We start from the raw sequence: 24,958 nt of genomic DNA, 5'->3' as shown, positions 1-24,958 counted from the left end.
GGGCGGTGATCGGCGCGGCGCGCGCGGCCGATGTGGCGGCGCTGCTGCGGGACGCCGCGCGGGCGGAGATCCTGCCGCGCTTCCGCCGGCTCGCGCAGGGCGCCGTGCGCGCGAAGTCCGGCCCGCTCGACCTCGTCACCGACGCGGACGAAGCGGCGGAGCGGATCATCGAGGCCGGCCTCGCGCGGCTGTTCCCCGGCTGCGTCGTGGTGGGGGAGGAAGCCGCCGCGGCCGACCCCGCTGTGATCGACCGCCTTGCCGGCGCGGACCTGGCCTTCGTGGTCGATCCGGTGGACGGCACGGCCAATTTCGCCGCCGGCACGCCGTTGTTCGGCTGCATGGCGGCAGCGGTGGTGCGCGGGGAAGTCGTGGCGGGCTGGATCCACGATCCGCTCGGTGACGACACGGCGATCGCCCTGCGCGGGGAAGGCGCCTGGATCGCCGATGGGGAGGGCCGGCACATGGCCGACCTTCGCGTTGCCGCGCCTGCGCCGGTCGAGCGCATGGTCGCCGCGATTTCCTGGACCTATCTCAAGGAGCCCCTGCGCAGCCGAGTCGCATCGCGCCTGCCGCGGCTGGCCGGCATCGTCGGCTTCCGCTGCGCGGCGCACGAATACCGGCTGACGGCGGGCGGGCATGCCCATGCGCAGCTCTACAACCGCCTGATGCCCTGGGACCATCTGCCCGGCTGGCTGCTGCACCGGGAAGCGGGCGGTTATTCCGCGCGCTTCGACGGCAGCGACTACCTGCCGACGCACAAGGATGGCGGGCTGATCTGCGCGCCGGACCGCGCATCCTGGGACGCGCTGCGCGCGAGCCTGCTCGACCCGTGAGCGATCCGGACGAGGATGATGGGGATGAAGGCCCGCCGGGCCTTCCGCCCGGCACGCCCTTCTACATGACCCCCGCCGGGGCGGCCGCGCTGCGTGAGGAAATCCGCCGGCTGTGGGAGGAGGAGCGGCCCAAGGTGGTCGAGGTCGTCTCCTGGGCCGCCTCGCTGGGCGACCGCTCGGAGAATGCCGACTACCAGTACGGCAAGCGGCGCCTGCGGCAGATCGACGGGCGCGTGCGCTTCCTGCGCAAGCGGCTGGACCGCGTGCAGGTGGTCGACCCGGCGGCGCAGTCCAGGCGCGACCAGGTCTTCTTCGGCGCGACCGTCACCTATGCGCGACTGTCCGACGATGCCGAGGTGACGATCCGTATCGTCGGCGTGGACGAGGCCGATGCCGATCGCGGCGATGTCTCCTGGGTCGCTCCGGTCGCGCGCGCGCTGCTCGGCGCGAAGGTAGGCGATGTGCGGAAGCTCCGCCTGCCCTCGGGGCCGGAGGAGATCGAGGTGGTGGCGATCGCCTATCCGCCCGGCTGATCGCCGCCATCACGCCCGGCCCATGGCGCACGGCACCAGGCGGCCCGACATGTGGGACAGCCAGGAGGCGACCCCATGTCCACCCTCGACGAGACCGATCCAACCTGCCCGTCCGCCCCGCCGGGCATCGAGACCGTGATCGTGCCGCGCGCGCACGACATCGGCGGCTTCGAGGTGCGCCGCGCCCTGCCGGCCCGCGAACGCCAGATGGTCGGGCCCTTCATCTTCTTCGACCAGATGGGGCCGGGGGAATTCCTAACCGGGCAGGGGCTCGATGTCCGCCCGCACCCGCATATCGGGCTGTCCACCGTCACCTATCTGTTCGAGGGCGAGATCTTCCATCGCGACAGCCTCGGTTCCGCCCAGCCGATCCGGCCCGGGGAACTGAACTGGATGACGGCGGGGCAGGGGATCGTCCATTCAGAACGCACGGATGCGGCGTTGCGCGACCGGCCGCGTCGGATGTTCGGCATCCAGTCCTGGGTGGCGCTTCCCAAGGGGATGGAAGACACCGCCCCCGCCTTCGCCCATCACGGCGCCGAGGCACTGCCCTTCGTCTCCGACGCCGGCGTGACGCTGCGCCTCGTCGCCGGCGAAGCCTGGGGGCTGCGTGCCCCGGTCGAGACCGCCTCGCCGCTGTTCTACGCCGATGCCGTGCTGGCTCCGGGCGCACGGCTGCCGCTGCCGGCACAGCATGAGGAACGCGGCGCCTATGTCGTGCAGGGGGCAGTGACCGTGGCGGGCAGCGTCTTCGAGGCCGGGCGGATGCTGGTCTTCCGCGCCGGCGACGCGCTGGCGCTGGAAGCCGGCCCCTTGGGCGCGCGGCTGCTGATGCTCGGCGGGGCGGTGATGGACGGGCCGCGCTACATGTACTGGAACTTCGTCGCGTCTTCCCGGGAACGGCTGGAGCAGGCCAAGGCGGACTGGGCAGCCGGCCGCTTCGCGAAGGTGCCGGGGGACGAGGCCGAGTTCATCCCCCTGCCGGAAGGCCGCGTGACGGTGCGGGCGGAGACGCGGCCGGGCTGATCCCGTTCCGGCGCGCTACCGCCAGTCGAGTGCGAAGACCGCTGTCTGGTCCGCGCCATTCCTGTTGCAGCGTGCACCGATGAAGGGCGCGCCCGGCGCGTTGATGGCGCGCACCGCGCCGGCGAAGGGGCTGCAGGCAAGGCGCGCTGCGAGTTGCCGCTCCGTCTCCGAAAGGCCCGGCGCGCCGGCCGGCCAGGCTTCCCGCAGCAGGCGCCGGGCTTCGGCCGCATGGCCGGAATAGATCAGGCAGGCGGCGAGGCGCGCCGCTTCCACGCCGGGATGAGGCGCCTCCCCACCGCGGGTGCTCCAGTCCCGGGCGCGGAGCGCGGCGGTCGCGGCCTCGGGGCTCGCATACGTCGTGACGTGCTGCTCGGGCGGCGGCATGTCCTCCGGCGCGGCGGTCTCGACGCAGGCGGTGCCGAGCGCCGCGGCAACGGGCCGGCGCATCGCGGCCCGGTCCGGTTCCAACGCCCGTCCGCTCCAGCGGAGCGGCACGGAAGGGTGAAGGTTGGCGGCGCGGCTCGCCGGCGCCTCCCAGAAATCGAACCCGGCATCGGCGAGGACGATCCCGTCATGCCCCGGCGGCGCCAGGCGCAGCACATCGGGCTCGCGCTTGCCGAGGGGGAGGGAGGCGATATGCGCAAGCCCGCCCGCCCCCCGGCGGAACAGGTGCAGCGTCCAGCAGCAATAGGCCCCGCCGCTCCAGCCGGTGATGCCGATGGCGCTCTGCCCGCCGCCGATCGGGATGGGGGCGCCATCCCGGAAGGGCTCGAAGCGCTGGTCACGGGATTGCCACAGGGTCTGGCCACCGCGCTGGAGGCGCAGCGCCTCCCCCATGCCGGCGGGGGCAGCCACGAGGCGCCCTGCCGCGCCGGCGTCGTGCAGGGTACGGCGCGGCTGGGCCGATGCCTCGCCCAGCGAGAAAAAACAGAAAATCAGGGCAATCAGAAGCGAACGCAGCATGGTGCCTCAATCCCTGCTGGCCGCCTTCCGCTTGGCTTCGCCCCAGAGCGCCTCCATGCGATCCAGATCGACATCTGCAGGTGTTTTTCCTTCATTTTTAAGTGATTGCTCGATAAAATGAAAGCGTCGCTCGAACTTTCGGTTGGCCCCGCGCAGGCAGTCCTCCGGGTCGAGGTCCAGCTTGCGCGCGAGGTTCGCCAGGACGAAGAGCAGGTCACCGACCTCATCCTTCACCCTTTCGCGATCGACCGGCTCCGAACCGTTTCGCATCTCGGCACGTAGCTCAGCGGCCTCCTCCTCCAGCTTGTCGAGCACCGCCGCGGCGTCGGGCCAGTCGAAGCCGACCCGGGCGGCGCGCCGCGTTAGCTTGGCCGCGCGGGTCAGCGCGGGCAGGCCGGTCGGGATGCCGGCCAGCGTCCCGGTCTCGGCCCGCGCGGCGCGCTCGGCTGCCTTCTGTACCTCCCACGCCGCGACCTGGGCGGCCTCGGTCCGCGCCTCGGCTTCCCCGAACACGTGGGGGTGGCGGCGGACCATCTTCTCCGAGATCACCGCGGCCACGTCGGCGAAGGCGAACCAGCCGCGCTCCTCGGCCATGCGCGCGTGGTAGACGGTCTGGAACAGCAGGTCGCCCAGCTCGTCGAGTAGCGTCGCGGGCGAACCACGCGCGATGGCGTCCTCGACCTCATACGCTTCCTCGATCGTGTAGGGGGCGATGGTAGAAAAATCCTGGACCTGGTCCCAGGGGCAGCCGGTCTCCGGATGCCGCAGCCGGGCCATGATGTCGATCAGATGGGCGATGGCTTCGCGCGGGTCGGGCATGGCTGGTCCTGACGGGTGGCGCGCCTGTCGTCCCGCGCCGGGCTGTGGCTGGCAAGCCCCGTTGCGCCGCGCGCCATCCCTGCCGAGACTGTCCGCGCCTGAAGGAAGCCCGCCGCCATGACCAAGCACCGCGCCGTCTGCGCCCATGACTGCCCCGACATGTGCTCCCTGGTCGTCGAGGTCGAGGCCGGCCAGGTGGTGCGTATCCAGGGCGACCCGGAGGAGGCCTACACTGCGGGCTTCGCCTGCGCGAAGGTCACCCGCGATGTCGAGGTCGTGCACGCCCCCGACCGGCTGCGCACGCCGCTCCGCCGCACCGGGCCCAAGGGCAGCGGGCAGTTCGCGCCCATCACATGGGATGCGGCGCTGGACGAGATCACGGCCCGCTGGAAGGCCATCATCGCGGCGGATGGGGCGGAGGCGATCCTCGGCTACGCCTATTCCGCCCATCAGGGGCATATGAACCGGCGGCTGGTCTCGGGGCTGTTCCATGCGCTCGGCACGTCCCGCCTCATGGCCGGGACGGTCTGCGACACCTGCTGCGAGACGGCCTGGGACATGACGCTCGGCCCGGTCGGCGGTACCGACCCGGAAAGCATCGTCCATTCGGACCTGGTCATCGCCTGGGGCTGCGACCTGATGGCGGTGAACGTCCATGTCTGGGCGCTGCTCGAGAAGGTGCGCAAGACGGGGGTGAAGCTTATCGTCATCGACCCGCGGCGCAGCCAGACAGCGGCGCGGGCCGACTGGCACCTGCCCATTCGCATCGGCACGGATGCCGCGCTCGCCTGCGGCATCGCCCATATCCTGCTGCGGGACGGGAAGATCGACCGCGCCTATGTCGATGCCCATACCCTCGGCTTCGACCGCTGGGCGGCCGAGATCCTGCCCGGCTTCCCGCCCGCCCGCGTGGCGCGGATCACGGGCTTGGCCGAGGCCGATATCGAGCGGCTGGCCGCGATGTACGGCGCGGCGAAGACCTCCCTGATCCGGCTCGGGGAGGGCATGACGCGCCTCGCCAAGGGCGGCCAAGCGCTTCGGGCCGTCGCAACGCTGCCAGCGCTGACCGGGGCCTATGGGCGGGAAGGGGGCGGGGCGCTGCTGCTCGCCGCGGCGTCGATGGACTTCCAGTTCCAGGTGCTGGGCAAGCCCTCCGGCCCCGCCACCGCGCGCATGGTGAACCACCTGGCGCTGGGCGAGGCGCTGGAGGAGATGCACGACCCACCGATCCGCTCCCTGTTCATCGCCGCCAACAACCCGGCCGTGACCAACCCCGACGTGGCCCGTTTGCGCCGGGCCTTGGCGCGGGAGGACCTGTTCACCGTCGTCCACGACCCCTTCATGACCGACACGGCGCGCTTCGCCGATATCGTGCTGCCCGCGACCACCTACCTGGAGACAGAGGATTTCTACCGTTCCTACGGCACCTACCGGATGCAGTACGCCGAGGCCGCCATTTTGCCGCAGCATGAGGCGCGGTCGAACTTCCACCTGGCGCAGGAGCTCGGCCGGCGGATGGGGCTGACCGATCCGGTCTTTTCCTTGAAGCCCAAGGACATCGTCCCCCTCCTGTTCAAGGGCGCGACCGGCATGGTGGGGGAGGTCGATCCCGCCCGCGTGTTCGAGGGGCCCTACAAATTCACCCCGCCCGCGGCGCAGGAGTTCCGCACGCCGTCCGGGCGGCTCGAGATCTATTCGGAGACGTTGGCGAAGCAGGGCATCCCGCCTCTGCCGATCTGGGAGGAAGACCCGGTCGAGGCCGCGGACGCCGCCCGCTGGCCGCTCCGCCTGCTGACGGCGCCGGGCTATTTCCAGGCGCACACGGCCTATGCGGCCTCGCCCTTCCTGCGCAAGCGGGAAGGGGCGCCCTGCGCGATCCTCCACCCGGCTGAGGCGGCCAAGCGCGGCCTGTCCGACGGGCAGAAGGTAAGGCTTTTCAACGATCTGGGGGAGGTGGGGCTGGTGCTGAAGGTCAGCGACGAGGTTCAGCCGGGCGTTTGCCTGGTGCCCGGCCAGCGGCCGGATGCCGAGGCAGTGTCGGGCACGGTCAACATGCTCTGCGACATGCGCCGGACCGATATGGGGGAGGGCGCCTGCTACCAGTCCACCTTCCTCGACATCGTCGCCTGGGGTGAGGAGCGCGCGGCATGACCGACCTCGCGACCCTTCCTGCCACCGCGCAGGCCGAGCTGGTGCGGACGCGCCGCGCCTCCCCGGTCGAGGTGACGCGCGCCGTGCTCGCCCGGATCGAGGCCTGGGAGCCGCGGCTGAACGCCTTCGCCGCGCTGGATGCCGAGGGTGCCATGGCCGCTGCGCGGAAGGCGGAGGCGGCGGTGATGGCCGGCGCGCCGCTCGGCCCGCTGCATGGCGTACCCGCCACCATCAAGGACATCACGGCGGTCGCCGGCCTGCCGACGCGGCGCGGGTCCCGCCTGAGCGATCCCACACCTGTCGGGCATGACGCGCCGCTCGTCGCCCGGCTGAAGGCGGCCGGGGCGATCATCCTCGGCAAGACCACCTCGACCGAATATGGCTGGACTGCCGTCAGCAGCAGCCCGCTGACGGGGCACACGCATAATCCATGGAAACATGGAGTTACGGCGGGGGGCTCGTCTTCTGGTGCAGCCGCGTTGGCCGGCGCGGGGTGCGGGGCGCTGCACCTCGGGACCGATGGCGCGGGCTCCATCCGCCTGCCGGCACATTTCTGCGGCGTCGTCGGTCACAAGCCGACCTTCGGGCTGGTGCCCTATGCGCCCGTTACCAACAACCAGTCGCTCTCTCATGCCGGGCCGATCACCCGGAGCGTCGCCGATGCTGCGCTCATGCTGGAAGTGATGGCGGGGCTGCATCCCGCGGATCATACGACATTACCGGGCGGATTCCGGGCCGCCGAGGTTGGGGCTCCGGACCTGCGCGGCCTGCGCATCGCCTACAGCCCCGACCTCGGCCATGCCCGCGTCGATCCGGATGTCGCCGCCGCCGTCCGCGCCGCCCTGCCTGCGTTCGAGGCCGCCGGCGCTCGCGTGGAAGAAGTCACGCCGCCCTGGGGCCCAAAAGGGCCGGCGCTGGAACGCGGCCTCTGGGGCATCGCCATGCTGCCCTTCCTGGAAACCGACCCGGAACGACGCGCGCAGCAGGACCCGGGCCTCGCCGCCTGCCTGGCCGAATACGAGGGCATGACCCTGCGCGAGGCGATCACGGCCCAGGGCCAGCGCATCGCCTACGCAGCCGAGATCGGACAGTGGTTCGCCCAGGGCTGGGATCTTCTCGTGACCCCCGCAGCCTCCGTCGCCGCCTTCGAGGTCGGGCGCCAGCGGCCGGCCCATTGGCCGGACCATGCGTGGGACTGGCTGGTCTGGGCGGAGTTTTCGTACCCCTTCGACCTGTCCCACGGCGCGGCCGTGTCCGTGCCTTGCGGGCGGGACGGGCAGGGGCTGCCGATCGGGCTGCAGATCGCCGGGCCGCGCTGCGCGGATGCGCTGGTGCTGCGCGCGGCGGCGGCGTTCCTCGCGGAGCAGCCGCTCATTCCAAGCTTCGCGGCGTAAGGCCAAGCGCAGTTGCGACCGGACGGGCGCTGCCCCTCCGGGCCACCCCGCCAGAGGCCGAAAGGCCTCTGGACACCATCACCGCGCGACCCGCGCAGGCCTGAATGAATGCCGCATAAGGTATATTATGGAAAATACTGCCTAGCCCGGATGGGGCGCCGGACCGGCCGTGTCGTGTCGCGCCGTCAGCCCCGCCGCGGCGCCCTAGCGGGTTGCGACACTGCGCGGGCGCCGATGGACGCTGACGAGGCAATCGGCATGCCCCTCGTGGTAGGCCGGCACGTCGCGGAACGCCATGTTCACCACCACCATGTTCGGCAGCGCGCCCTGCACGGCAGGCAAGCCTCGCTCATTGATGTGGCGGCGCATGCTGTGGCCGCTGGCCAGGCAGTTCCACGCCCCGCCATCGGCACCACCATCGAAATGCGCCACGTCATGGGCCGGTTGGCGCCCCGGCCTCCGCGTCACCAGGCTGGGTGCCACCGGGCTGCTCGCCGCCGGTTCCCGCGAAACGGTGACGATGGGCTGCGCAGGCGGCCGCACCTGCTGGGGAGTGCCTGAACTGTTCGGCCGGGGCCGCTGGATGGTGCCCGGGGTCCCACCGCCCCCTGGCTGCGGCGGCTGGAGACCCGGCTGCAACGCTGGAACGAGGACCGGCTGGACCAGCATCGGCAACGGGATCGCATAGGCAGTCGGGGGCTGCGGCGGCCTCCCACCACCCCGAAGCGGCGGCACCAGTTGCGGCACCATTGGCGGCGTCTGGACCGTCGGCGTGAGCGCGGGGATCGGATAGCCCGTCCCGCCGGACGTCGGCAGCGGCGGCACCAGTTGCGGCACCACTGGCGGCGTCTGGACCGTCGGTGTGAGCGTGGGGACCGGATAGCCCATCCCGCCGGAGGTCGGCAGCGGCGGCACCAGTTGCGGCACCACTGGCGGCGTCTGGACCGTCGGTGTGAGCGTGGGGACCGGATAGCCCGTCCCGCCCGAGGTCGGCAGCGGCGGCACGAGCATCGGGTGCGGCACGGACTGCGGAATGGGCTGCGGAATCGCCTGCGGCACCTGTGACGGGACAAGGTTCGGCGTCTGCGGTGGCACCAACATCGGCTGCGGAACGCGCTGCGGGATCGCCTGCGGAACCTGCTGCGGAATCGCCTGCGGTACCCGCGGCGGGACAAGGCTCGGCGTCTGGGGCGGCACCATCATCGGCTGCGGAACGCGCTGCGGCCCAGCCTGCGGCTGAACAAGGACCGGCTGCGGCACCGGGGTGGTCGTCACCGGGCCCGGCTGCTGGGTGATCGGCGCATGGATCACGGGAGGAAGCTGGGTCGGCGGCGGCTGCTGCGTGACCGTCGGCACCGTCTGGTGGGTCTGGCCGGTTCCCGGCAAAGGCCCCTGTTGTGCATTGTTGCAATGCGGGTTGTTGGTGCCGTTGCACCACCCGAACTGTTGCGCCCCCCACGCCGGCGCGACAGCGCACAGCCCGATCAGGATCAGGGGAGCGGCTGACAGACGCGTGCTGCGCATGTGGATCACCAGGTCTTTGTGAGGCGGATATAGGCCGCCGGGCTCAGGTAGGAATCGCGGCCATCCTCGCTCAGCGGAAGGCCGACCCAGCCGGACAGGACGAAGTTCTCGGCCAGGAAGAGCCGCGCCGCGACGCCGGTGGAGGCAAGGACCTTGCTCGAATATCCGACGCGCTGTGAGGCGGCGTTTCCACTGGGCATCACGGGGAGGTCGTTGTTGCGCTGGACGATGCCCGCATCGAAGAAGACGGACGGCATGATCGCCTGCAGCAAACTGCCCTCCACCGCGAAGTACCGGCTGAGTTCCACCGAGCCCATCGCACCGCTGTCGCCCGTCAGCGTCGCGATGTTGTAGCCGCGCATCCGGTCCCGGTCACCGAGGTAGAACCGTTCCGTCTCCGGCAGGGAGGATGAGGTCGCCTGCGCATAGCCCTCGATCCGCAGCGCCAGCCCGTCATCGATCCGCCGTAGCGGCACCACGACGCCGCCGACCGCCCGGACATGCCAGAAGGTGGAATCAACAAAGGGGCTGCGGGTGCTGTCCGCCGAGCCGAGGGTGGCGGACACCCCTGCCCTCACCGTCGCGAAGGAATCCTCGACATTGGTGTAGTAGGCCATCAGCCGCCCGGCGCTCGACCGGTCCCGCCCCACGGCGCTGTCGCCGTAGTCGATCTCCCCATAGGCGTATTCGGCGAACACATAGAGGAACTGATGGATGTCGCGCACCACCGGGTGGCCGACCAGCGCGACGGCGCTGATGCCGCGCGACTGGCGCCGGTCCGTCAGGTTCCCCTCCACGTCGCGGCCATAGACGGTGTTCGCGCCGAAGACCTCGACATAGGTGCCGGCATCGCCCACGGGGAAACGGTAGAAGCCGGCAAAGTTGAAGCCGGCGCCGCTCCAGTCGGTCTCGCCGCTGCCGCCGACGATAACGCGGGCCATGTCGCCGGCCATCAGGCCGGAATAGAGTTCGGCGCTGAGATAGGCATTGCCCGACTGCTGCCGCGGGGTGTTGTCCACCATGGCGCTGACGCGCCAGCGCCGCGCCGTCGCGTGGACGACAAGGACATTCTGGTTGTTCGCCGGATCGATGCGGAACTCGGCGCGCAACTGGACGCCGGAAAGGTCGCCGGCGAGCATCAGGGAGCGCTCGAAATCCGCCATGCGCAGCGGCGCGCCGGTCAGGATCGGGCGGAAATAGTCAGCGATGCGCTGCCCGATACGCTCCTCGACGCCGAGCACCTCGATCCGCCGTAGCCCGCCCTCGTCGATTTCGATATGCGAATGGCCGGTCGCCGGGTCGAAGACCGGCGTCGCGCTGGCGAGGAAATAGTCGTCTTCCCGGTACAGCCGCTCGATCGCCGCGGCGAGCGCAGGAAGCGTGACCTGACCCTGCTGCTGCTGGACGAGGCCGCCGGCGAAGGCGAGCAGCGTGGCGGTGTCGTATAGCGTGTTGCCGTGCAGTTCGAGCGAGTTGACCTGCACCTGCTGCGCCGGTGCAACGCGGCCGGCCTGCCGCACCTGCGCGTCTGCGGGCAAGGCCCAAGTGGTCAGGCCCAGCATGATGCCCATAGAACCAAGCGTCGCAATCAGCCGCATCAATGCCTCGTCTCGCGGAGGGCAAGCAGAAGTCCGCAGACAAACTGCACGCTTGCTTATTGCTATATCACAACAACTTGATGAAACCAACCGGCAGCATCGTACCTTGACGCGCGAGGAGCCTAAACTTCCTCCACCTGCGAAACCCCGGGCACCACCTTCATCGCCTGCATCAACCGCGGCCCGACATTGAAGCCGCCTGGCAGGGCGAGTTCGACCTCCTGCCCCGGCCCGGTGCGTGGCACCAGCACCACGCGGCCGCGCCCACGGCCTTCGCGTTCCAGCAGGACGCGGATCGGCTCGATCGCCGAGATCTCGTCGAGCCACAGCCGGATCCCGCCCGCGACGCCGGACGCGGCCTTCTCCAGGCTCTCGACGTCGTTCGCGGTCAGGCGCAGCGCCTCGCCCTCCATCCGCGCCTCGGCCGTCACCAGCACGGCCTTGCCTTCCACCAGCAGGTCGCGCGACCGGTTCAGCACTTCGGAAAAGCAGGTCACCTCGAAGGATCCCTGGGTGTCCGACAGCCTCACCCAGGCCATCCGGCTGCCGGTCTTGGTCGTGCGTTCCTTCGCGTTCACCACCGTGCCGGCGAGCTTGAGCCGCGCGGACCCGGACCGCGCACGGTCCGGGATCTGCGCGGAGGGGGTGACGCCCAGGCGCTGAAGCGCCCTGCGGTAGGTGTCGAGCGGATGGGCCGAGAGGTGGAAGCCGACCGCCTCGGCCTCATGCGTCAGCCGTTCCAGCAGCGGCCAGTCCGGGACATCCGGCAGGCGCAGCGGTTCGTTTCGTTGCGCATCCGCCCCGAACAGGCCGATCTGGTTGCTGCCGCGCTCCTCGGCACTCGCCTGCGCGCGGCGCAGGATCGTCTCGGCCCCGGCCATCACCTTGGCGCGGTTCTTCTCAAGGCACTCGAAAGCGCCGGCGCGGGCCAGGTTCTCGATCTGCATCTTGTTGAGCAGCCGTGGCTCGACCCGCGCGGCGAATTCGGCGAGCGAGGCAAAGGCCTGGCCACCGCGGGCAGCGACGAGGTCCTTCATCGCTGCCTCCCCCACCCGCTTCACTGCGGCCAGCGCGAAGCGGATGGCGGGCTTGCCCTCCGCCGTCTCCTCCACCCGGAAATCGGCGCCGGAGCGGTTGATGTCCGGCGGCAGCACGGGAATGCCGACGCGCGCGGCCTCCTGCATGTGGCCCGCGAGCTTGTCGGTGTTCGACAGGTCGAGCGTCATCGACGCGGCCAGGAAGGCGACCGGATGGTTCGCCTTGAGCCAGGCCGTCTGGTAGGAGACCAGCGCATACGCCGCCGCGTGGCTCTTGTTGAAGCCGTAGTCGGCGAAGCGCTCCATCAGGTCGAAGATCTCGCCGGCCTTGGCAGCCTCGACCCCGCGGGCGGTCGCCCCCTCGCAGAAGATGGCGCGCTGCTTTTCCATCTCGGCACGGATCTTCTTGCCCATCGCGCGGCGCAGAAGGTCGGCGGCACCGAGCGAATAGCCGGCCAGGTCCTGCGCGATCTGCATCACCTGTTCCTGGTAGACCATGATGCCGTAGGTCTCGGCCAGGATGTGGTGGATCGCCGGATGCGGGGATTCCCAGGGCTCGCCGGCCTTGCGCTGGCAATAGGCCGGGATGTTCGCCATCGGGCCGGGACGATAGAGCGCCACGGCCGCGACCAGGTCCTCGAACCGGCTCGCGCGCATCTGCCGCAGGCAGTCGCGCATCCCCTGCCCTTCGAACTGGAACACCCCCGCCGCGTCGCCCTTCGCGAGCATGGCGTAGGTCTTGGGGTCATCCAGCGGAATCGCCGCGATGTCGACCTCGATCCCCTGGGATTTGAGGATGGCGAGCGCACGCTCGATCACAGTCAGCGTCTTGAGGCCGAGGAAGTCGAACTTCACCAGCGATGCTGCTTCCGCGTACTTCATCGAGTACTGCGTCACCAGCATCTCGGAGCGCGGGTCGCGATAGAGCGGCACGATCTCGACCAGCGGCTTGCGCCCGATGACGACGCCAGCGGCGTGGGTCGAGGCATTGCGGTACAGCCCCTCGACCTGCTGCGCGATGTCGAGCAGGCGCGCCACCTGTTCGTCGGAATCCCGCATCTCCTGCAGGCGCGGCTCGCCCGCGATCGCCTCGGCGAGCCCGACCGGCTTGGCGGGGTTGAACGGAATCAGGGACGCGATCTTGTCCACCTGGCCATAGGGCATGCCGAGCACGCGCCCCACGTCGCGCACGGCTGCCTTCGCCTGCAGCTTGCCGAAGGTGATGATCTGCGCGACGCGGTCCGCGCCGTATTCGTTCACGACGTAGCGGATCACCTCGTCGCGCCGGTCCTGGCAGAAATCGATGTCGAAGTCCGGCATCGACACGCGCTCGGGGTTCAGGAAGCGCTCGAAGAGCAGCCCGAAGCGCAGCGGATCGAGGTCGGTGATCAGCAGCGCCCACGCGGCGACCGACCCTGCGCCCGATCCGCGCCCCGGCCCGACCGGAATGGGCGGCGTCTGCGCCTTGGCCCACTGGATGAAGTCCGCGACGATCAGGAAGTAGCCCGAGAAGCCCATCTTCTCGATGACCGAGAGCTCGTAGTCGAGCCGGTCGCGATAGGTCTTGCGCGTTGCCTCGTCGGGCGCCGGGCGCATGGCGTCGAGCCGGCGTTCCAGCCCCTCGGCGGCCATGGAGCGCACCGTCTCGGCCTCGGTCATGCCGGGCTTCACCTTGGGGCAGACCGGCAGTTCGGGCTTCTTCTGCTCGGCCATCACGGCGCACATGCGGGCTATGGAAAGCGTGTTGTCGGCCGCGTCCGGCAGGTCGGCGAACAAGGCGCGCATGGCGGCCGCCGGCTTGAACCAGTGCTCGGGTGTCACGCGCCGGCGCTCGCGCTCGGCCATGGTGCGGCCCTCGGCGATGCAGAGCAACGCGTCGTGCGCCTCATGCATCTCGCGCTTGGCGAAATAGACGTCGTTCGCCGCGACGATGGGCAGGTCGCGCCCCTGGGCCAGGGAGAGCAGCCCGGCCTCGATCGCCCTTTCCTGTGGCAGGCCGTGACGGTGGAGTTCCACGGCGAGCCGATCCGGAAAGGCTTCGCGCAGGGCGTCCAGGATGCGCGCCGCCGCGTCGCGCCGCCCCTCCGCCACCAGCCGGGCGATCGTGCCCTGCGTGCCGCCCGTCAGCAGGAACAGCCCCGCCGCATGTTCGGCCAGCAGGTCGAGCGTGACCGCCGGCCGTCCCGAAGGATCATCCCGCAGGAAGCCCTTGGACGAGAGCCGTTGGAGGTTGTCGAGCCCCGCCCCGTCCATGGCCAGCGCCACGAGCGGCTCGGGCATCAGGCGATGAAGTTCCGGCCGGTCGGGGTCGGCCGCCGCGCGCGTGAGAAACAGGCGGCAGCCCATGATCGGCTGCACGCCCTTCTTCGCGCAGGCTTCCGCGAATTCCAGCGCGCCGAACATGTTCGCGCTATCGGTCAGCGCAACCGCCGGCATGCCGTTGTCGGCCGCCAGGCTGGCGAGCTTGTCCGCCTTGATTGCCCCTTCGCTCAGCGAATAGGCGGAATGGACATGCAGGTGGATGAAGGATTGGGCGTCTGTCATCGCGGACTCGCAGGGGTGGCGGAGCATAGCATCCTCCGCGCTTGTCGGCCTTCCGGGCGCTTGCCAGGATGGCGCTGGACCAACAAGGACCTGCCGATGACCCGCTTCGCCCTTCGCGCCGCCGCGCTGATCGTTCCGCTGCTCGCTGCCGGGCCGGCGCTCGCGCATGGGGGGCATACGGAAGGCTTCGGCGCCGGGCTCGCCCACCCGCTCATCGGGCTCGACCACCTCTTCGCCATGCTCGCCATCGGCATCTGGGCGGCACAGGGCGGGCTGCCGCGCCCGTGGGCGCTGCCGGCCTGCTTCCTCGGTGGCATGGCCGTGGGCATCGGGCTCGGCATGGTGGCGGCGGTTCCGCCGCTTGAGCAGACGGTGGCCGGCACGCTGGTCGTGCTCGGCGTGATGGTGGCGCTGACCGCGCGCGTGCGCGCGGGCCTCGCCTTTCCGGCCGCCGCCCTGTTCGGGCTTGTACACGGCTCGGTGCATGGGCTCGAGATCGGCGGTGCGCCGCTTGCGACCACACTCGGCATGCTCCTCGCCTCGGCGGGGCTGCATGCGCTGGGCTTCGTCGCGGCGCGCGGCCTGGCGCGGCGTGACATGGTCGTGCGGGCCAGCGGCGCGGCGATTGCCTCGGTCGGGGTGATGCTGCTGGTCGCAGGATAGCTTCGGCTCAGCCCGCCACCACCCTCCCCTCCCGCAGCGTCACGATCCGGTCCATCCGCCGCGCCAGGTCCGGATTGTGCGTCGCGATCAGCGCCGCCACGCCATGGTGGCGCACCTGGTCGAGCAGTTCGGCGAAGACGCGGTCCGCCGTGCCGACATCGAGATTGCCGGTCGGCTCGTCCGCGAGCAGCACGCGAGGGCGGTTCGCGAGCGCACGCGCGATCGCGACGCGCTGCTGTTCCCCGCCGGAGAGCTTGCCCGGCCGATGATCCTCCCGCCCCGTCAGGCCGAAGGCGCCGAGCAGCGTGCGCGCCCTCTCCCGCGCCGCGCCACGCGCGACGCCGGCGGCCATTTGCGGCAGGGCAATGTTCTCCTCCGCCGTGAATTCCGGCAGCAGATGGTGGAACTGGTAGACGAAGCCGATCGTCGCGCGGCGGATCGCCGTGCGCGCATCGTCCGACAAGGTCCCCGCGGCCCGGCCTTCGACGAAGACCTCGCCGGCATCGGGCTTCTCGAGCAAGCCGGCCAGGTGCAGCAGCGTGGACTTGCCGGTGCCGGAGGGCGCGACGAGGGCGACGATCTCCCCGGCGGCGAGCGTCAGGTCGGCACCCCGCAGCACGGGCAGTTCCCCCGCCTCGGTCCGGTAGCGGCGCTCGACGGCGGCCAGCCGCAGCGGCGGTTCACTCATGGCGCAGCGCCTCCACCGGGTCGAGCCGCGCAGCGCGCCAGCTCGGGAACAGGGTTGCGACCAGCGAGAGGCCGAGGCCGAGGCCAGCGACCTGCGCCACCTCCCACGGATCGACCACCGCCGGGATGCGGGTGAGGAAGTAGATCTCCGGGTCGAAGATCACCGTGCCCGTCACGCTGATCAGCCCCTGGCGGATCGCCTCGATATTCGCGCAGAACAGCAGGCCGAGCGCCACACCCGCCGCGGTGCCAAGCCCGCCGATCGCCGCGCCACACAGCAGGAAAATGCGCATCACCGCGCCGCGCCGCGCCCCCATGCTGCGCAGGATGGCGATGTCCCGCCCCTTGTCCTTCACCAGCATGATCAGCGAGGAGACGATGTTGAACGCCGCAACGAGGATGATGAGGGCGAGGATCAGGAACATCACGTTCCGCTGCACCTCGACGATCTGGAAAAAGCCGGCATTGGCCCGCTGCCAGTCGAGCAGCGTCACGCGCTGCGGCGCCAGCGCCGCGCGGATCGCCCCGCCGACGGTCCAGGCGGCGGCAGGGTCGGTGAGATGCACCTCGATCTGGCTCGCCACGCCGCGGCGCTGGAGAAAAAGCTGCGCGGCCTCGAGCGGCAGGAAGATGAAGGACCCGTCATAGTCCTGCATCCCGACCTCGAAGATCGCCGCGACGCGATAGGAGGCAACGCGCGGCACCGTGCCGAAGACCGTCACACGCCCTTCCGGCGAGACGAGCGTGATGCGGTCCCCGGCCCGGACATCGAGCCGGCGCGCAAGCACCGTGCCGATCGCGATGCTGTCCCTAGCGCCGAATTCGGCGAGGCTGCCGGCGCGAATGTTGCCCGCGATGATCGGCCGCGCGCGCAGTTCCTCCGGCGCCATGCCGCGCAGCAGCCCCCCCGCGGAGGCCCCGGCATCGGTCGTGACCAGGACCTGCCCTTCGACGACCGGTGTGGCGAGCGTCACGCCGGGGATGGCGCGGATGCGCGCCGCGGCCTCCTGGTAGTCGGTCAGCGGCGCACCTTCCGTGACGACGCCGAGATGCCCGTTCAGGGCGAGGATCCGCCCCAGCAGTTCCTGCCGGAAGCCCCCCATCACCGAGAGCACGACGATCAGCGTGCCGACACCGAGCGCGATGCCGAGCAGCGAAGCGCCGGCGATCAGCGAGACCGCGCGTTCGCCTTTGCGTGCGCGCAGGTAGCGCCCGGCGACCGCACGCTCGAAGGCGCCGAAGATGCCGGCCTCAGCCACGGCGCAGGGCCTCGGCCGGGTCGATGCGCGCGGCGCGCCAGGAGGGCCAGAGCGTCGCGGCGAGCGAGAGCCCGAAACCGGTCGCCGCGATGATGCCGACGTCGCGCGCTTCCACCACCGAGGGCAGGCCGATCAGGAAGCGAAGCTCCGCGCCGAACAGGCCGCTTTCCTCGAGGGATCGCAGCACGCCGCGCAGACCCTCGAAGTTCATCGCGATGCCGAGCCCGAGGGCGAGACCTGCCAGCGTGCCGCCGCAGCCGATGACCGCGCCGCACAGCAGGAAGATGCGAAGTACCGCGCCCCGCCCGGCGCCCATGGTGCGGAGGATGGCGATATCCCGCCCCTTGTCCTTCACGAGCATGGTCAGCGAGGAGAGGATGTTGAAGGCGGCGACGAGCACGATCAGCGTCAGGATCAGGAACATCACCTGCCGTTCCACCAGAACCGCGGCGTAGATCGCGCTGTTGGCCGATTGCCAGTCGACGATGCGCAGCGGCTGGCCTTGGAGCGCACTCCGCAAGGCGGCGCGCGCGGGCGCGATGCGGGTCGGGTCGTCGAGCAGGATCTCGACCTGGGTGACCGCGCCCTCCAGCCCGAACAACGCCTGCGCTGTGCCGAGGGGAACGAAGAGGCTGCGCCCGTCGACCTCCGGCATGCCGACATCAAAGGTCGCGAGCAGCATCAGGCTGCGCTGGCGCGGTGCGGCAGTGAAGTCCCCGCCGCGCGCCTGGGGCAGTAGCAGGGTGAAGCGGTCGCCCACCGAGAGCCGGAGCCGCTGGGCGAGGCGCGCGCCCATCACCGCGCCATCCTCGGTCCCGAAGGCCGCCATGTCGCCGAAGCGCAGGCCGCGCTGGATGACCTCGCGACCCGCCAGCGCCTCCGCCGAAAGCCCGCGAAGCTGCGCGCCGCTCGCGCCGCCATTCACGGTGCTGAGCAGCACCTGGCCCTCGACGACGGGCGCGGCCTGCACCAGGCCCGGGATGGTGCGCAGCCGCGCGACGATCGCCTCCGGGTCGGGCAGCGCGCGCCCGCGCTCCGGCTCGACCGCGAGATGCCCGTTCAGCCCGATGATCCGCCCCATCAGGTCCTGCCGGAAGCCGTTCATCACCGAGGTGACGATGATCAGCGTCGCGACGCCGAGCATGATCCCGAGCAGGGAGAACAACGCGATCAGCGAGCCGAAGCGTTCGCCCCGGCGCGCGCGCAGGTAGCGGAAGGCGACGGCGCGCTCGAAGGCGTCGAACATGCGGGGCTCAGCCGCCGCGGATCCGCGCGATCGCGTCCTCGACCGACAGTTCCGCACGCTCGCCCGTAGCGCGGCGCTTGAGTTCCACGCGACCGGCCGCCGCGCCACGCGGGCCGACAATCGCCTGCCACGGGAAGCCCATCAGGTCCGCATCCGCGAATTTCTCGCCCGCGCGCGCCGAGCGGTCATCGTAGACCGCCGCATCGCCGAGCCGCGCATAGAGGTCCTCGCACATCGCATCCGTCGCCGCGTCGCCGGGGCGCAGGTTGAGGATGGCGACGGCCCAGGGGGCGACGGCGTCGGGCCACTTGATGCCGGCCTCGTCGTGGTTCGCCTCGATCAGCGCGCCCACCAGGCGGGAGACGCCGATGCCGTAGGAACCCATCTCGGGGACCACCGCCTGGCCGTCCTGCCCTGTGACGGAAAGGCCCATCGCGGCGCTGTACTTGGTACCGAAAAAGAAGATGTGGCCGACCTCGATGCCTCGGCCTTCCCGTCGGCGCGCCTCGGGCACCGCGGCCCAGGCGGCGGCGTCGTGCATTTCCTCGGTCGCGGCGTAGGTCGAGGTGACGCGCCCGAAGAAGGCCTTGAGGCCATCCACATCGTCGAAGGAGACGGCGGCACCGGCCCAGTCGGTGGTCTCGTAGGCGGCGTCGTAGAAGACCGCGCTTTCGCCCGTCTCGGCCAGGATGATGAATTCGTGGCTGAGGTCGCCGCCGATCGGCCCCGTATCCGCGCGCATCGGCACCGCGGTCAGCCCCATGCGCTGGAAGGTGCGCAGATAGGCGAGGAACATCTGCCGGTAGGAATGCTGCGCGGCCTCCTGTGTCAGGTCGAAGGAATATGCGTCCTTCATCAGGAATTCGCGGCCGCGCATCACGCCGAAGCGGGGGCGCACCTCGTCGCGGAACTTCCACTGGATGTGGTAGAGGTTGCGCGGCAGGTCACGGTAGGATTTCGCGAACTGCTTGAAGATGTCGGTGACCATTTCCTCGTTGGTCGGGCCGAACAGCATCTCGCGCTCATGCCGGTCGCGGATGCGCAGCATCTCCTTGCCGTAGTCGTCGTAGCGGCCGGATTCGCGCCAGAGCTCGGCCGGCTGGATGGTCGGCATCAGGATTTCCTGCGCGCCGGCGCGGTCCTGCTCCTCCCGCACGATCTGCTCGATGTTGCGCAGCACGCGCAGCCCCGCGGGCAGCCAAGCATAGATGCCGGCGGAGGTCTGGCGGATCAGCCCCGCCCGCAGCATCAGGCGGTGGGAGGCGATCTGCGCCTCGGCCGGGGTCTCTTTCAGCGTGGGCAGGAAGGCGCGGGACAGGCGCACGGGCGGTCCTTACGTGGCGAGGGGCATCGGATGGGCGCGGAACCTAACGGCCCGGGCGCGACGCCGGAAGGGGTCCGGGACCGCTGCGGTATCGCAAGCAATCATGCGCGAAGTCCGCGAAACACGAAATTTTCGTTCAACTATTGGCGCCATTTGCTCATTTTCGCCTTGTAGCGAGGCGCACGGGTCGTTAAGACAAAGAAAGGGCCGCGCCCCGAAGGTCGCGGCCCAAGTTTAGGGAGGAAACGCCAGTCACACGGCAGGAAGAGAACCAACCTCTTCCTGGGATTGAAGATGCCGTGGGGCGGGGTGCCGAACAACGAAAAAGCCGGCTGGGGCGGATCAAAAAAGCGGCTCCCAGCCAATAACTGCGCAGTCGCTTCGCATCCCGCCCGAAACTCTGCCTGATCCTTCATCACTGACCGGGAAGGGCCCAGGGGCCCGAGCGGAAGGAGAGCCACTCGCTCTCCACCAGCCACCAGACGCCGAGCCAGAGCACGGCCGACAGCACGGTCGTTCCCACAAGCTTCCAGGGCAGATTTGCGGCGACCGGCGCCCCGCGCCAGCCGCCAGCGGCGGGGTCGCCTTCCGCATCGGGCCGCGTGCCGATGGGCAGGACGCAAAACAACGCCGTCCACCAGATCAACAGGTAGACGATGATTCCCGTAAAGACTGTCATGCGCTGCATGTGCATCGGCGCAGCGCGTCCTTCCAGAGGGCGCGGCGCGATTAACGGCTAGACCCGAAGCAGGTGCACCTCGACCGTGGGTCGCTTGCGAAGCCGCCGTCCGACCGCCTTGCGAAGCGCGCTGCGCGCGGCCTCGCGCAGCGCGTCATCCTCCCGCCGCAGCGCCGCCGGCATCTCGGAGACGGCGCGGCGGAGTTCGCCGGCGATCGCGCCCGGCTCGATGTCGCCGCTGTCGAACAGGCCGGGGGCCGAGACCTGCGGGTCGCCCAGCACCCTGCCCTGCCCGTCCACGGCAAGCGAGGCCATGACCACGCCGTTGAACAGCATGCGCCGGCGCGCGGCGATGACGGCACCATCCATCGGCAGCAGCCGTTCCCCATCGACCGCCAGGCGCCCGGTCGGCACGCCCTCGACGACCTCCGGGCGATTGCCCGACAGGCGGAGAACGTCGCCATCCTCGACCAGGTGCGGAACGCTGCCACATTCGCGCGCGAGTGCTGCGTGTTCCTGCAGGTGGCGCCATTCGCCATGCACCGGCACGGCGTGGCGCGGCTTCACCAGGGCGTAGAGCCGCTTGAGCTCGTCGCGCGCCGGATGGCCGGAGACATGGACCATGTGGTCCTCATCCGTCATCACCTTGCAGCCGCGCCGCGCGAGCCCGTCCTGCACGCGCTGGATCGCCTTCTCGTTCCCCGGGATGCGGCGGGAGGAGAAAATGACCGTGTCCCCTTCGCCGAGCGCGATGTTGGGATGCGTGTCCTCGGCGATCTTGGACATGGCGGAGCGCGGCTCCCCCTGGCTGCCGGTGCAGATCAGCAGGATCTCCTCATCCGGCAGGTAGCCTGCCTCCTCCTCCGGCACGAAGGGGGGGATGGTCTTCAGGTAGCCGCAGTCGCGCGCCGCGGCCTCGATGTTCCGCAGCGACCGGCCGAACAGTGAGACCTGTCGGCCCGCCGCGCGACCGGCGAGCGCGATGGATTCAAGCCGCGCGACGTTGGAGGCGAAGCCGGTGACGGCGACGCGCCCCTTCAGGCCGCGGACGAGCGCCGCGAGGTTGCGCCGCACATCGGCCTCGCTTCCCGAATGGCCTTCCACCATGGCGTTGGTGGAATCGCAGACCATGGCGAGCACGCCTTCCTCGCCCAGCGCGGCGAAGGCGGCCTCATCCGTCCTTGGGCCGATCAGCGGATCGGGGTCGAGTTTCCAGTCACCGGTGTGCAGCACGATCCCGTGCCGCGTGCGCAGGACCAGCGCCTGCGCCTCGGGGATGGAATGGGCGACGGGCAGCAATTCGCAGCCGAAGGGCCCGAGCGCGAAGCGGTTGCGCGGCAGCACCGTGACGAGCGGCACCTCCTGCAGCATGCCCGCTTCTGTCAGCTTGCGCGTCAGCACCGCGGCGGCGAAGGGGGTGGCGTGCACCGGGCAGCGCATCTGGCGCCACAGATGCACGACGGCGCCGATATGGTCCTCATGCGCATGGGTGATCACGAGGCCCAGCAGTTTGTCGCGCCGTTCCGCGAGCCAGGCGACATCGGGCACCATGACATCGACCTCGGGCGCCTCCGCGCCGGCGAAGCCGATGCCGCAATCGACGGCGAGCAGCGCACCGTCGCAGCGATACACATTGAGGTTCATGCCGATCTCGCCGGTCCCGCCCAGCGGGATGAAGGCGAGGTCGCCCATCGGGTCCATCATCGTGTTCAGTCGGATTCCGATCTCAGAGGGTCGCGCAGCGCGCTGTGGTGGAAGACGGGCACGGGGTTGCGGTCGGAGAGCAGCCTCAGACCCTCAAGAGTGATGTCGGGGTCGGTCTTCTCGATGACAAGGGTGCCTTCGGCGAAGAGCGGCGCGAGGCCGCCCGTCGCGATGACCTTCAGCGGCTTGCCGTACTCCGCCTTGATGCGGGAGACAATGCCCTCGATCAGCCCGACATAGCCCCAGTAGATGCCCGATTGCATGGCCGGCACGGTGGATCGGCCGATCACCGCCTGCGGCCGGCCGATGCCGATGCGCGGCAGCCGCGCGGCCGCCTTGTGCAGCGCTTCGATCGAGAGGTTGATGCCCGGCGCGATGACGCCGCCGAGATAGGCACCGTCGCCGTCCACCACGTCGAAGGTGGTGGCCGTGCCGAAGTCGATGACGACAAGCGGGCCCTTGTAGTGGTGGTGGCTCGCCAGCGCGTTCAGCAGGCGGTCGGCACCGACCTCACTCGGCTGGTCGACCCGGATCTCGAAGCCCCAGTCGAGCGTCGAGCGGGCGATCAGCGGTTCGGTGTCGAACCAGTCCCGGCAGACGCGGCGGAGGTTGTACAGCGCGGCCGGCACGACGGTGCCGATGACGCAGCGATGGATGTCGTTCGGATTGAGCCCCACATGCTGGAACAGCGCCAGCAGCCAGACCGCGTACTCGTCCGATGTCCGGTCGGCGCGCGTGGCGATCCGCCAGCGGCCGCGCCATTCCTTCCCGTCATGGACGGCGAAGACGACGTTGGTGTTGCCGGCATCGATGGCGAGCAGCATGGCTCAGGCGACCTCCCCCGAGGCGATGGCGCGGATCCCGTCCGCCGTCGCGAGCAGCAGGCTGCCATCCTCGGCAAGGCCCGCGAAAGTCCCGCTGAATGCCGCCCCACCCCGGGTGATGGAAAGGGGCGCACCGCGCCGCGGCCCGCGGGCCAGCCATGCGTCCCGGATGGGGCCGAAGCCGCCGGCGAGATAGGCGGTGCGCCAGCGCGCCAGTGCCTGCAACAGGGCGGTGGCCGCGGCCTCGGGCGCTGGCGCCGCGATACCCGCATCGGCGAGGCAGGCGGTGGCGCGGCCCGGCACGGCGGGCGCGTGGACCAGGTTCACCCCGATGCCGAGGCTGATCCAGCCGATGGCGGCCCCCTCACCCGCCGCCTCGGCCAGGATGCCGGCCGCCTTGGCGCCGCCGAGCAGGAGGTCGTTCGGCCATTTCAGCGTGAGTGGCGCGCCCGGCGGCAGCAGCGCCGCCAAGGCGTCGGCGAGTGCCACGGCGGCGATGAGGCCCCAGCGCGGGGCTTCTGCCAGCGGCGCCGCGGGGCGGAGCAGGATGGAAACATGCAGGTTGCCGGGCGGGCTTTCCCAGACGCGCCCCTGCGTGCCGCGCCCGGCGGTCTGGCGGTGGGCAAGGATCGCGAGGCCCTCCGCCTCCCCCGCCGCCGCGCGGGCGGCGAGCAGGTCGGAGGTGCTCGGCAGGCTCTCATGCGCCTCCAGCCTGAAAGGCGGAGGGATCACCCGAGAAGGGCTGCGACCGCGGCCTGCGCCGCGGCGACGAGCGGCGCGGGCCAGAGGAAGAACAGCGCGGTGAACAGGCCCGACCCCGCCATGACGAAGGAGACAGTCGCCGGTCGCGGGTCGAGCGCGCCCGCCGTCTCGTCGAAGAACATCACCTTGACAATGCGCAGGTAATAGAAGGCCGAGACGACGGAGGAGAGGATGCCGACGATGGCCAGCGTCCAGAGCCCCGCATCGACCGCCGCCTTGAAGACGAACATCTTGCCGAAGAAGCCGGCGAGCGGCGGGATGCCGGCCATCGAGAACATGAAGATCGCCATCCAGACCGCCATGCCGAGGTCGGTCCTGGCAAGGCCGGCGAGATCGTCCACCCTCTCCACCGCGCGGCCCTGGCGGCGCATCGCGACGAGCACGGCGAAGGCGCCGAGGTTCATCAGCAGGTAGATCGCCATGTAGACCAGAAGGCCGCGCAGCCCCGCTTCCGACGCCGCGGCAAGGCCGACCAGCGCGTAGCCGACATGGCCGATCGAGGAATAGGCCATCAGCCGCTTGATGTTCTGCTGCCCGATCGCGGCGAATCCGCCGAGCACCATCGACAGCAGCGATATCAGCACGATCACCTGCTGCCACTGGCCCGACAGGTCCCCGAAGGGTCCTGCCAGCACGCGCGCGAACAGAGCGATGGCCGCGACCTTGGGGGCCGCGGCGAAAAAGGCGGTGACCGGCGTCGGCGCGCCCTCATACACATCGGGCGTCCACATATGGAAGGGCACCGCCGAGACCTTGAAGGCGAGGCCGACCATGACGAAGACCAGGCCGACGATGAGGCCCGAACTCGCCTTGGACGGGTCGGTCAGCGCATCGGCAATGCGGTCGAAATTCGTCGTGCCGGTGAAGCCGTAGACGAGCGAGGAGCCATAGAGCAGCAGGCCCGAGGCGAGCGCGCCGAGGACGAAGTACTTCAGCCCCGCTTCGGCCGAGCGTTCGTCGTCACGGTTGAAGGCGGCCACGACATAGAGGCTGAGCGAGAGGAGCTCGAGCCCGATGTAGAGAGACATCAGGTCGTTGGCCGAGACCATGACCATCATGCCGAGCGTCGCGAAGACCAGCAGGACCGGATACTCGAAGCGGTCGAGCCCTTCCTTCGCGTTGAAGTCGATCGCGAGCACGATGCCGGCCGCAGCACCCAGCAGCACCAGCACCTTCGAGAAGCGCGCGAAGCCGTCGGAGACGAACTGCCCGCCGAAGGCCGTGCCTTCCGGCGTGCCGAGCGTCAGCGCTGCGGCGAGCAGCAGCGCGCCAACCGCCGCAATGGCGCTGGCAAAATGCGTGTTGCGCTTGGGCAGCACGCCGATGCCGAGGATGGCAAGGCCGGACAGCGCGAGGGCGAGTTCCGGCAGGGCGAGGGTCCAGTTCAT

The 24,958-nt window shown here is 70.3% G+C and carries 20 protein-coding genes; 6 read left to right on the top strand and 14 right to left on the bottom strand.

What is annotated here, in order from left to right; all coding sequences use genetic code 11:
- Positions 1–5: 5 nt before the first annotated feature.
- The 3 genes from HW577_RS02080 (at position 6) to HW577_RS02070 (ending at position 2,392) form a co-directional block, all read left to right on the top strand.
- Positions 6–833, top strand: a complete 828-nt coding sequence (locus HW577_RS02080) for an inositol monophosphatase family protein (protein WP_198374395.1) — start codon at positions 6–8, stop codon at positions 831–833.
- Positions 830–1,366: a transcription elongation factor GreB gene (gene greB, locus HW577_RS02075; RefSeq protein ID WP_198374392.1), complete on the top strand. Its 537-nt coding sequence runs from the start codon at positions 830–832 to the stop codon at positions 1,364–1,366. The genes HW577_RS02080 and greB overlap by 4 nt, the downstream gene beginning before the upstream one ends.
- Positions 1,367–1,441: 75 nt before the next feature.
- Positions 1,442–2,392, top strand: a complete 951-nt coding sequence (locus HW577_RS02070) for a pirin family protein (protein WP_198374391.1) — start codon at positions 1,442–1,444, stop codon at positions 2,390–2,392.
- Positions 2,393–2,407: 15 nt separating this feature from the next.
- Here HW577_RS02070 and HW577_RS02065 read toward each other — a convergent pair whose 3' ends face one another.
- Both HW577_RS02065 and mazG read right to left on the bottom strand, forming a co-directional pair.
- Complete coding sequence (locus HW577_RS02065; protein WP_198374390.1) at positions 2,408–3,355, bottom strand: hypothetical protein; 948 nt, start codon at positions 3,353–3,355, stop codon at positions 2,408–2,410.
- Between the two features lie 6 nt (positions 3,356–3,361).
- The gene (gene mazG / locus HW577_RS02060) at positions 3,362–4,174 is read right to left on the bottom strand and encodes a nucleoside triphosphate pyrophosphohydrolase (protein ID WP_198374389.1); all 813 of its coding nucleotides are present in this window, start codon (positions 4,172–4,174) and stop codon (positions 3,362–3,364) included.
- A 117-nt stretch (positions 4,175–4,291) separates the two neighbouring features.
- Between mazG and HW577_RS02055 the strand changes: the two genes are divergently transcribed.
- Both HW577_RS02055 and HW577_RS02050 read left to right on the top strand, forming a co-directional pair.
- Positions 4,292–6,325, top strand: coding sequence for a molybdopterin-containing oxidoreductase family protein (locus tag HW577_RS02055; RefSeq protein ID WP_198374388.1), 2,034 nt, complete (start codon positions 4,292–4,294; stop codon positions 6,323–6,325).
- Positions 6,322–7,719: an amidase family protein gene (locus HW577_RS02050; protein WP_198374387.1), complete on the top strand. Its 1,398-nt coding sequence runs from the start codon at positions 6,322–6,324 to the stop codon at positions 7,717–7,719. The genes HW577_RS02055 and HW577_RS02050 overlap by 4 nt, the downstream gene beginning before the upstream one ends.
- A 204-nt stretch (positions 7,720–7,923) precedes the next feature.
- Here HW577_RS02050 and HW577_RS02045 read toward each other — a convergent pair whose 3' ends face one another.
- The 3 genes from HW577_RS02045 to dnaE form a co-directional block, all read right to left on the bottom strand.
- Entirely contained in the window at positions 7,924–9,252 is a 1,329-nt protein-coding gene (locus HW577_RS02045; RefSeq protein WP_198374386.1) for an atrophin-1 family protein, read from the bottom strand.
- Complete coding sequence (locus HW577_RS02040; protein WP_198374385.1) at positions 9,249–10,841, bottom strand: ShlB/FhaC/HecB family hemolysin secretion/activation protein; 1,593 nt, start codon at positions 10,839–10,841, stop codon at positions 9,249–9,251. The genes HW577_RS02045 and HW577_RS02040 overlap by 4 nt, the downstream gene beginning before the upstream one ends.
- A 122-nt stretch (positions 10,842–10,963) precedes the next feature.
- Positions 10,964–14,422, bottom strand: coding sequence for a DNA polymerase III subunit alpha (gene dnaE, locus HW577_RS02035; RefSeq protein WP_198374384.1), 3,459 nt, complete (start codon positions 14,420–14,422; stop codon positions 10,964–10,966).
- A 96-nt stretch (positions 14,423–14,518) separates the two neighbouring features.
- Here dnaE and HW577_RS02030 point away from each other — a divergent pair, with 96 nt between their 5' ends.
- Entirely contained in the window at positions 14,519–15,085 is a 567-nt protein-coding gene (locus HW577_RS02030) for a HupE/UreJ family protein (protein WP_198374383.1), read from the top strand.
- 7 nt (positions 15,086–15,092) lie between these two features.
- On the opposite strand, the gene HW577_RS02025 is transcribed toward HW577_RS02030, so the two are convergent.
- The 9 genes from HW577_RS02025 to nuoN all read right to left on the bottom strand — a co-directional run bounded on the left by HW577_RS02025 (position 15,093) and on the right by nuoN (position 24,958).
- Complete coding sequence (locus HW577_RS02025) at positions 15,093–15,773, bottom strand: ABC transporter ATP-binding protein (RefSeq protein ID WP_198374382.1); 681 nt, start codon at positions 15,771–15,773, stop codon at positions 15,093–15,095.
- Entirely contained in the window at positions 15,766–17,016 is a 1,251-nt protein-coding gene (locus tag HW577_RS02020) for a lipoprotein-releasing ABC transporter permease subunit (protein ID WP_198374394.1), read from the bottom strand. The genes HW577_RS02025 and HW577_RS02020 overlap by 8 nt, the downstream gene beginning before the upstream one ends.
- Positions 17,017–17,023: 7 nt before the next feature.
- Positions 17,024–18,277, bottom strand: coding sequence for a lipoprotein-releasing ABC transporter permease subunit (locus HW577_RS02015; protein ID WP_198374381.1), 1,254 nt, complete (start codon positions 18,275–18,277; stop codon positions 17,024–17,026).
- 7 nt (positions 18,278–18,284) lie between these two features.
- Entirely contained in the window at positions 18,285–19,601 is a 1,317-nt protein-coding gene (proS, locus tag HW577_RS02010) for a proline--tRNA ligase (RefSeq protein ID WP_198374380.1), read from the bottom strand.
- Positions 19,602–20,016: 415 nt separating this feature from the next.
- Complete coding sequence (locus HW577_RS02005) at positions 20,017–20,295, bottom strand: DUF1467 family protein (RefSeq protein WP_232474617.1); 279 nt, start codon at positions 20,293–20,295, stop codon at positions 20,017–20,019.
- Positions 20,296–20,337: 42 nt separating this feature from the next.
- Positions 20,338–21,984, bottom strand: coding sequence for a ribonuclease J (locus HW577_RS02000; protein ID WP_198374379.1), 1,647 nt, complete (start codon positions 21,982–21,984; stop codon positions 20,338–20,340).
- 5 nt (positions 21,985–21,989) lie between these two features.
- On the bottom strand, positions 21,990–22,808 hold the full coding sequence (locus HW577_RS01995) for a type III pantothenate kinase (protein WP_198374378.1): 819 nt from the start codon (positions 22,806–22,808) through the stop codon (positions 21,990–21,992).
- 3 nt (positions 22,809–22,811) lie between these two features.
- Positions 22,812–23,540, bottom strand: a complete 729-nt coding sequence (locus tag HW577_RS01990; protein ID WP_198374377.1) for a biotin--[acetyl-CoA-carboxylase] ligase — start codon at positions 23,538–23,540, stop codon at positions 22,812–22,814.
- Positions 23,537–24,958, bottom strand: a complete 1,422-nt coding sequence (gene nuoN / locus HW577_RS01985) for an NADH-quinone oxidoreductase subunit NuoN (protein WP_198374376.1) — start codon at positions 24,956–24,958, stop codon at positions 23,537–23,539. Before nuoN ends, HW577_RS01990 begins: the two co-directional genes overlap by 4 nt.

The sequence above is a fragment of the Neoroseomonas rubea genome (genome assembly GCF_016106015.1).
Taxonomy (GTDB): Bacteria; Pseudomonadota; Alphaproteobacteria; order Acetobacterales; family Acetobacteraceae; genus Neoroseomonas; species Neoroseomonas rubea.
This window is presented reverse-complemented; position numbering and strand designations above follow the sequence as displayed.

Bases quoted from the DNA above. Each gene is read 5' to 3' on its own strand.
- HW577_RS02055 (WP_198374388.1), top strand. From the start codon at position 4,292: ATGACCAAGCACCGCGCCGTCTGCGCCCATGACTGCCCCGACATGTGC.
- HW577_RS02040 (WP_198374385.1), bottom strand. From the start codon at position 10,841: ATGCGGCTGATTGCGACGCTTGGTTCTATGGGCATCATGCTGGGCCTG.
- HW577_RS02070 (WP_198374391.1), top strand. From the start codon at position 1,442: ATGTCCACCCTCGACGAGACCGATCCAACCTGCCCGTCCGCCCCGCCG.
- HW577_RS02065 (WP_198374390.1), bottom strand. From the start codon at position 3,355: ATGCTGCGTTCGCTTCTGATTGCCCTGATTTTCTGTTTTTTCTCGCTG.
- HW577_RS02030 (WP_198374383.1), top strand. From the start codon at position 14,519: ATGACCCGCTTCGCCCTTCGCGCCGCCGCGCTGATCGTTCCGCTGCTC.
- mazG (WP_198374389.1), bottom strand. From the start codon at position 4,174: ATGCCCGACCCGCGCGAAGCCATCGCCCATCTGATCGACATCATGGCC.
- nuoN (WP_198374376.1), bottom strand. From the start codon at position 24,958: ATGAACTGGACCCTCGCCCTGCCGGAACTCGCCCTCGCGCTGTCCGGC.
- HW577_RS02005 (WP_232474617.1), bottom strand. From the start codon at position 20,295: ATGCACATGCAGCGCATGACAGTCTTTACGGGAATCATCGTCTACCTG.
- HW577_RS02050 (WP_198374387.1), top strand. From the start codon at position 6,322: ATGACCGACCTCGCGACCCTTCCTGCCACCGCGCAGGCCGAGCTGGTG.
- HW577_RS02000 (WP_198374379.1), bottom strand. From the start codon at position 21,984: ATGATGGACCCGATGGGCGACCTCGCCTTCATCCCGCTGGGCGGGACC.
- dnaE (WP_198374384.1), bottom strand. From the start codon at position 14,422: ATGACAGACGCCCAATCCTTCATCCACCTGCATGTCCATTCCGCCTAT.
- HW577_RS02025 (WP_198374382.1), bottom strand. From the start codon at position 15,773: ATGAGTGAACCGCCGCTGCGGCTGGCCGCCGTCGAGCGCCGCTACCGG.
- HW577_RS01995 (WP_198374378.1), bottom strand. From the start codon at position 22,808: ATGCTGCTCGCCATCGATGCCGGCAACACCAACGTCGTCTTCGCCGTC.
- HW577_RS02015 (WP_198374381.1), bottom strand. From the start codon at position 18,277: ATGTTCGACGCCTTCGAGCGCGCCGTCGCCTTCCGCTACCTGCGCGCG.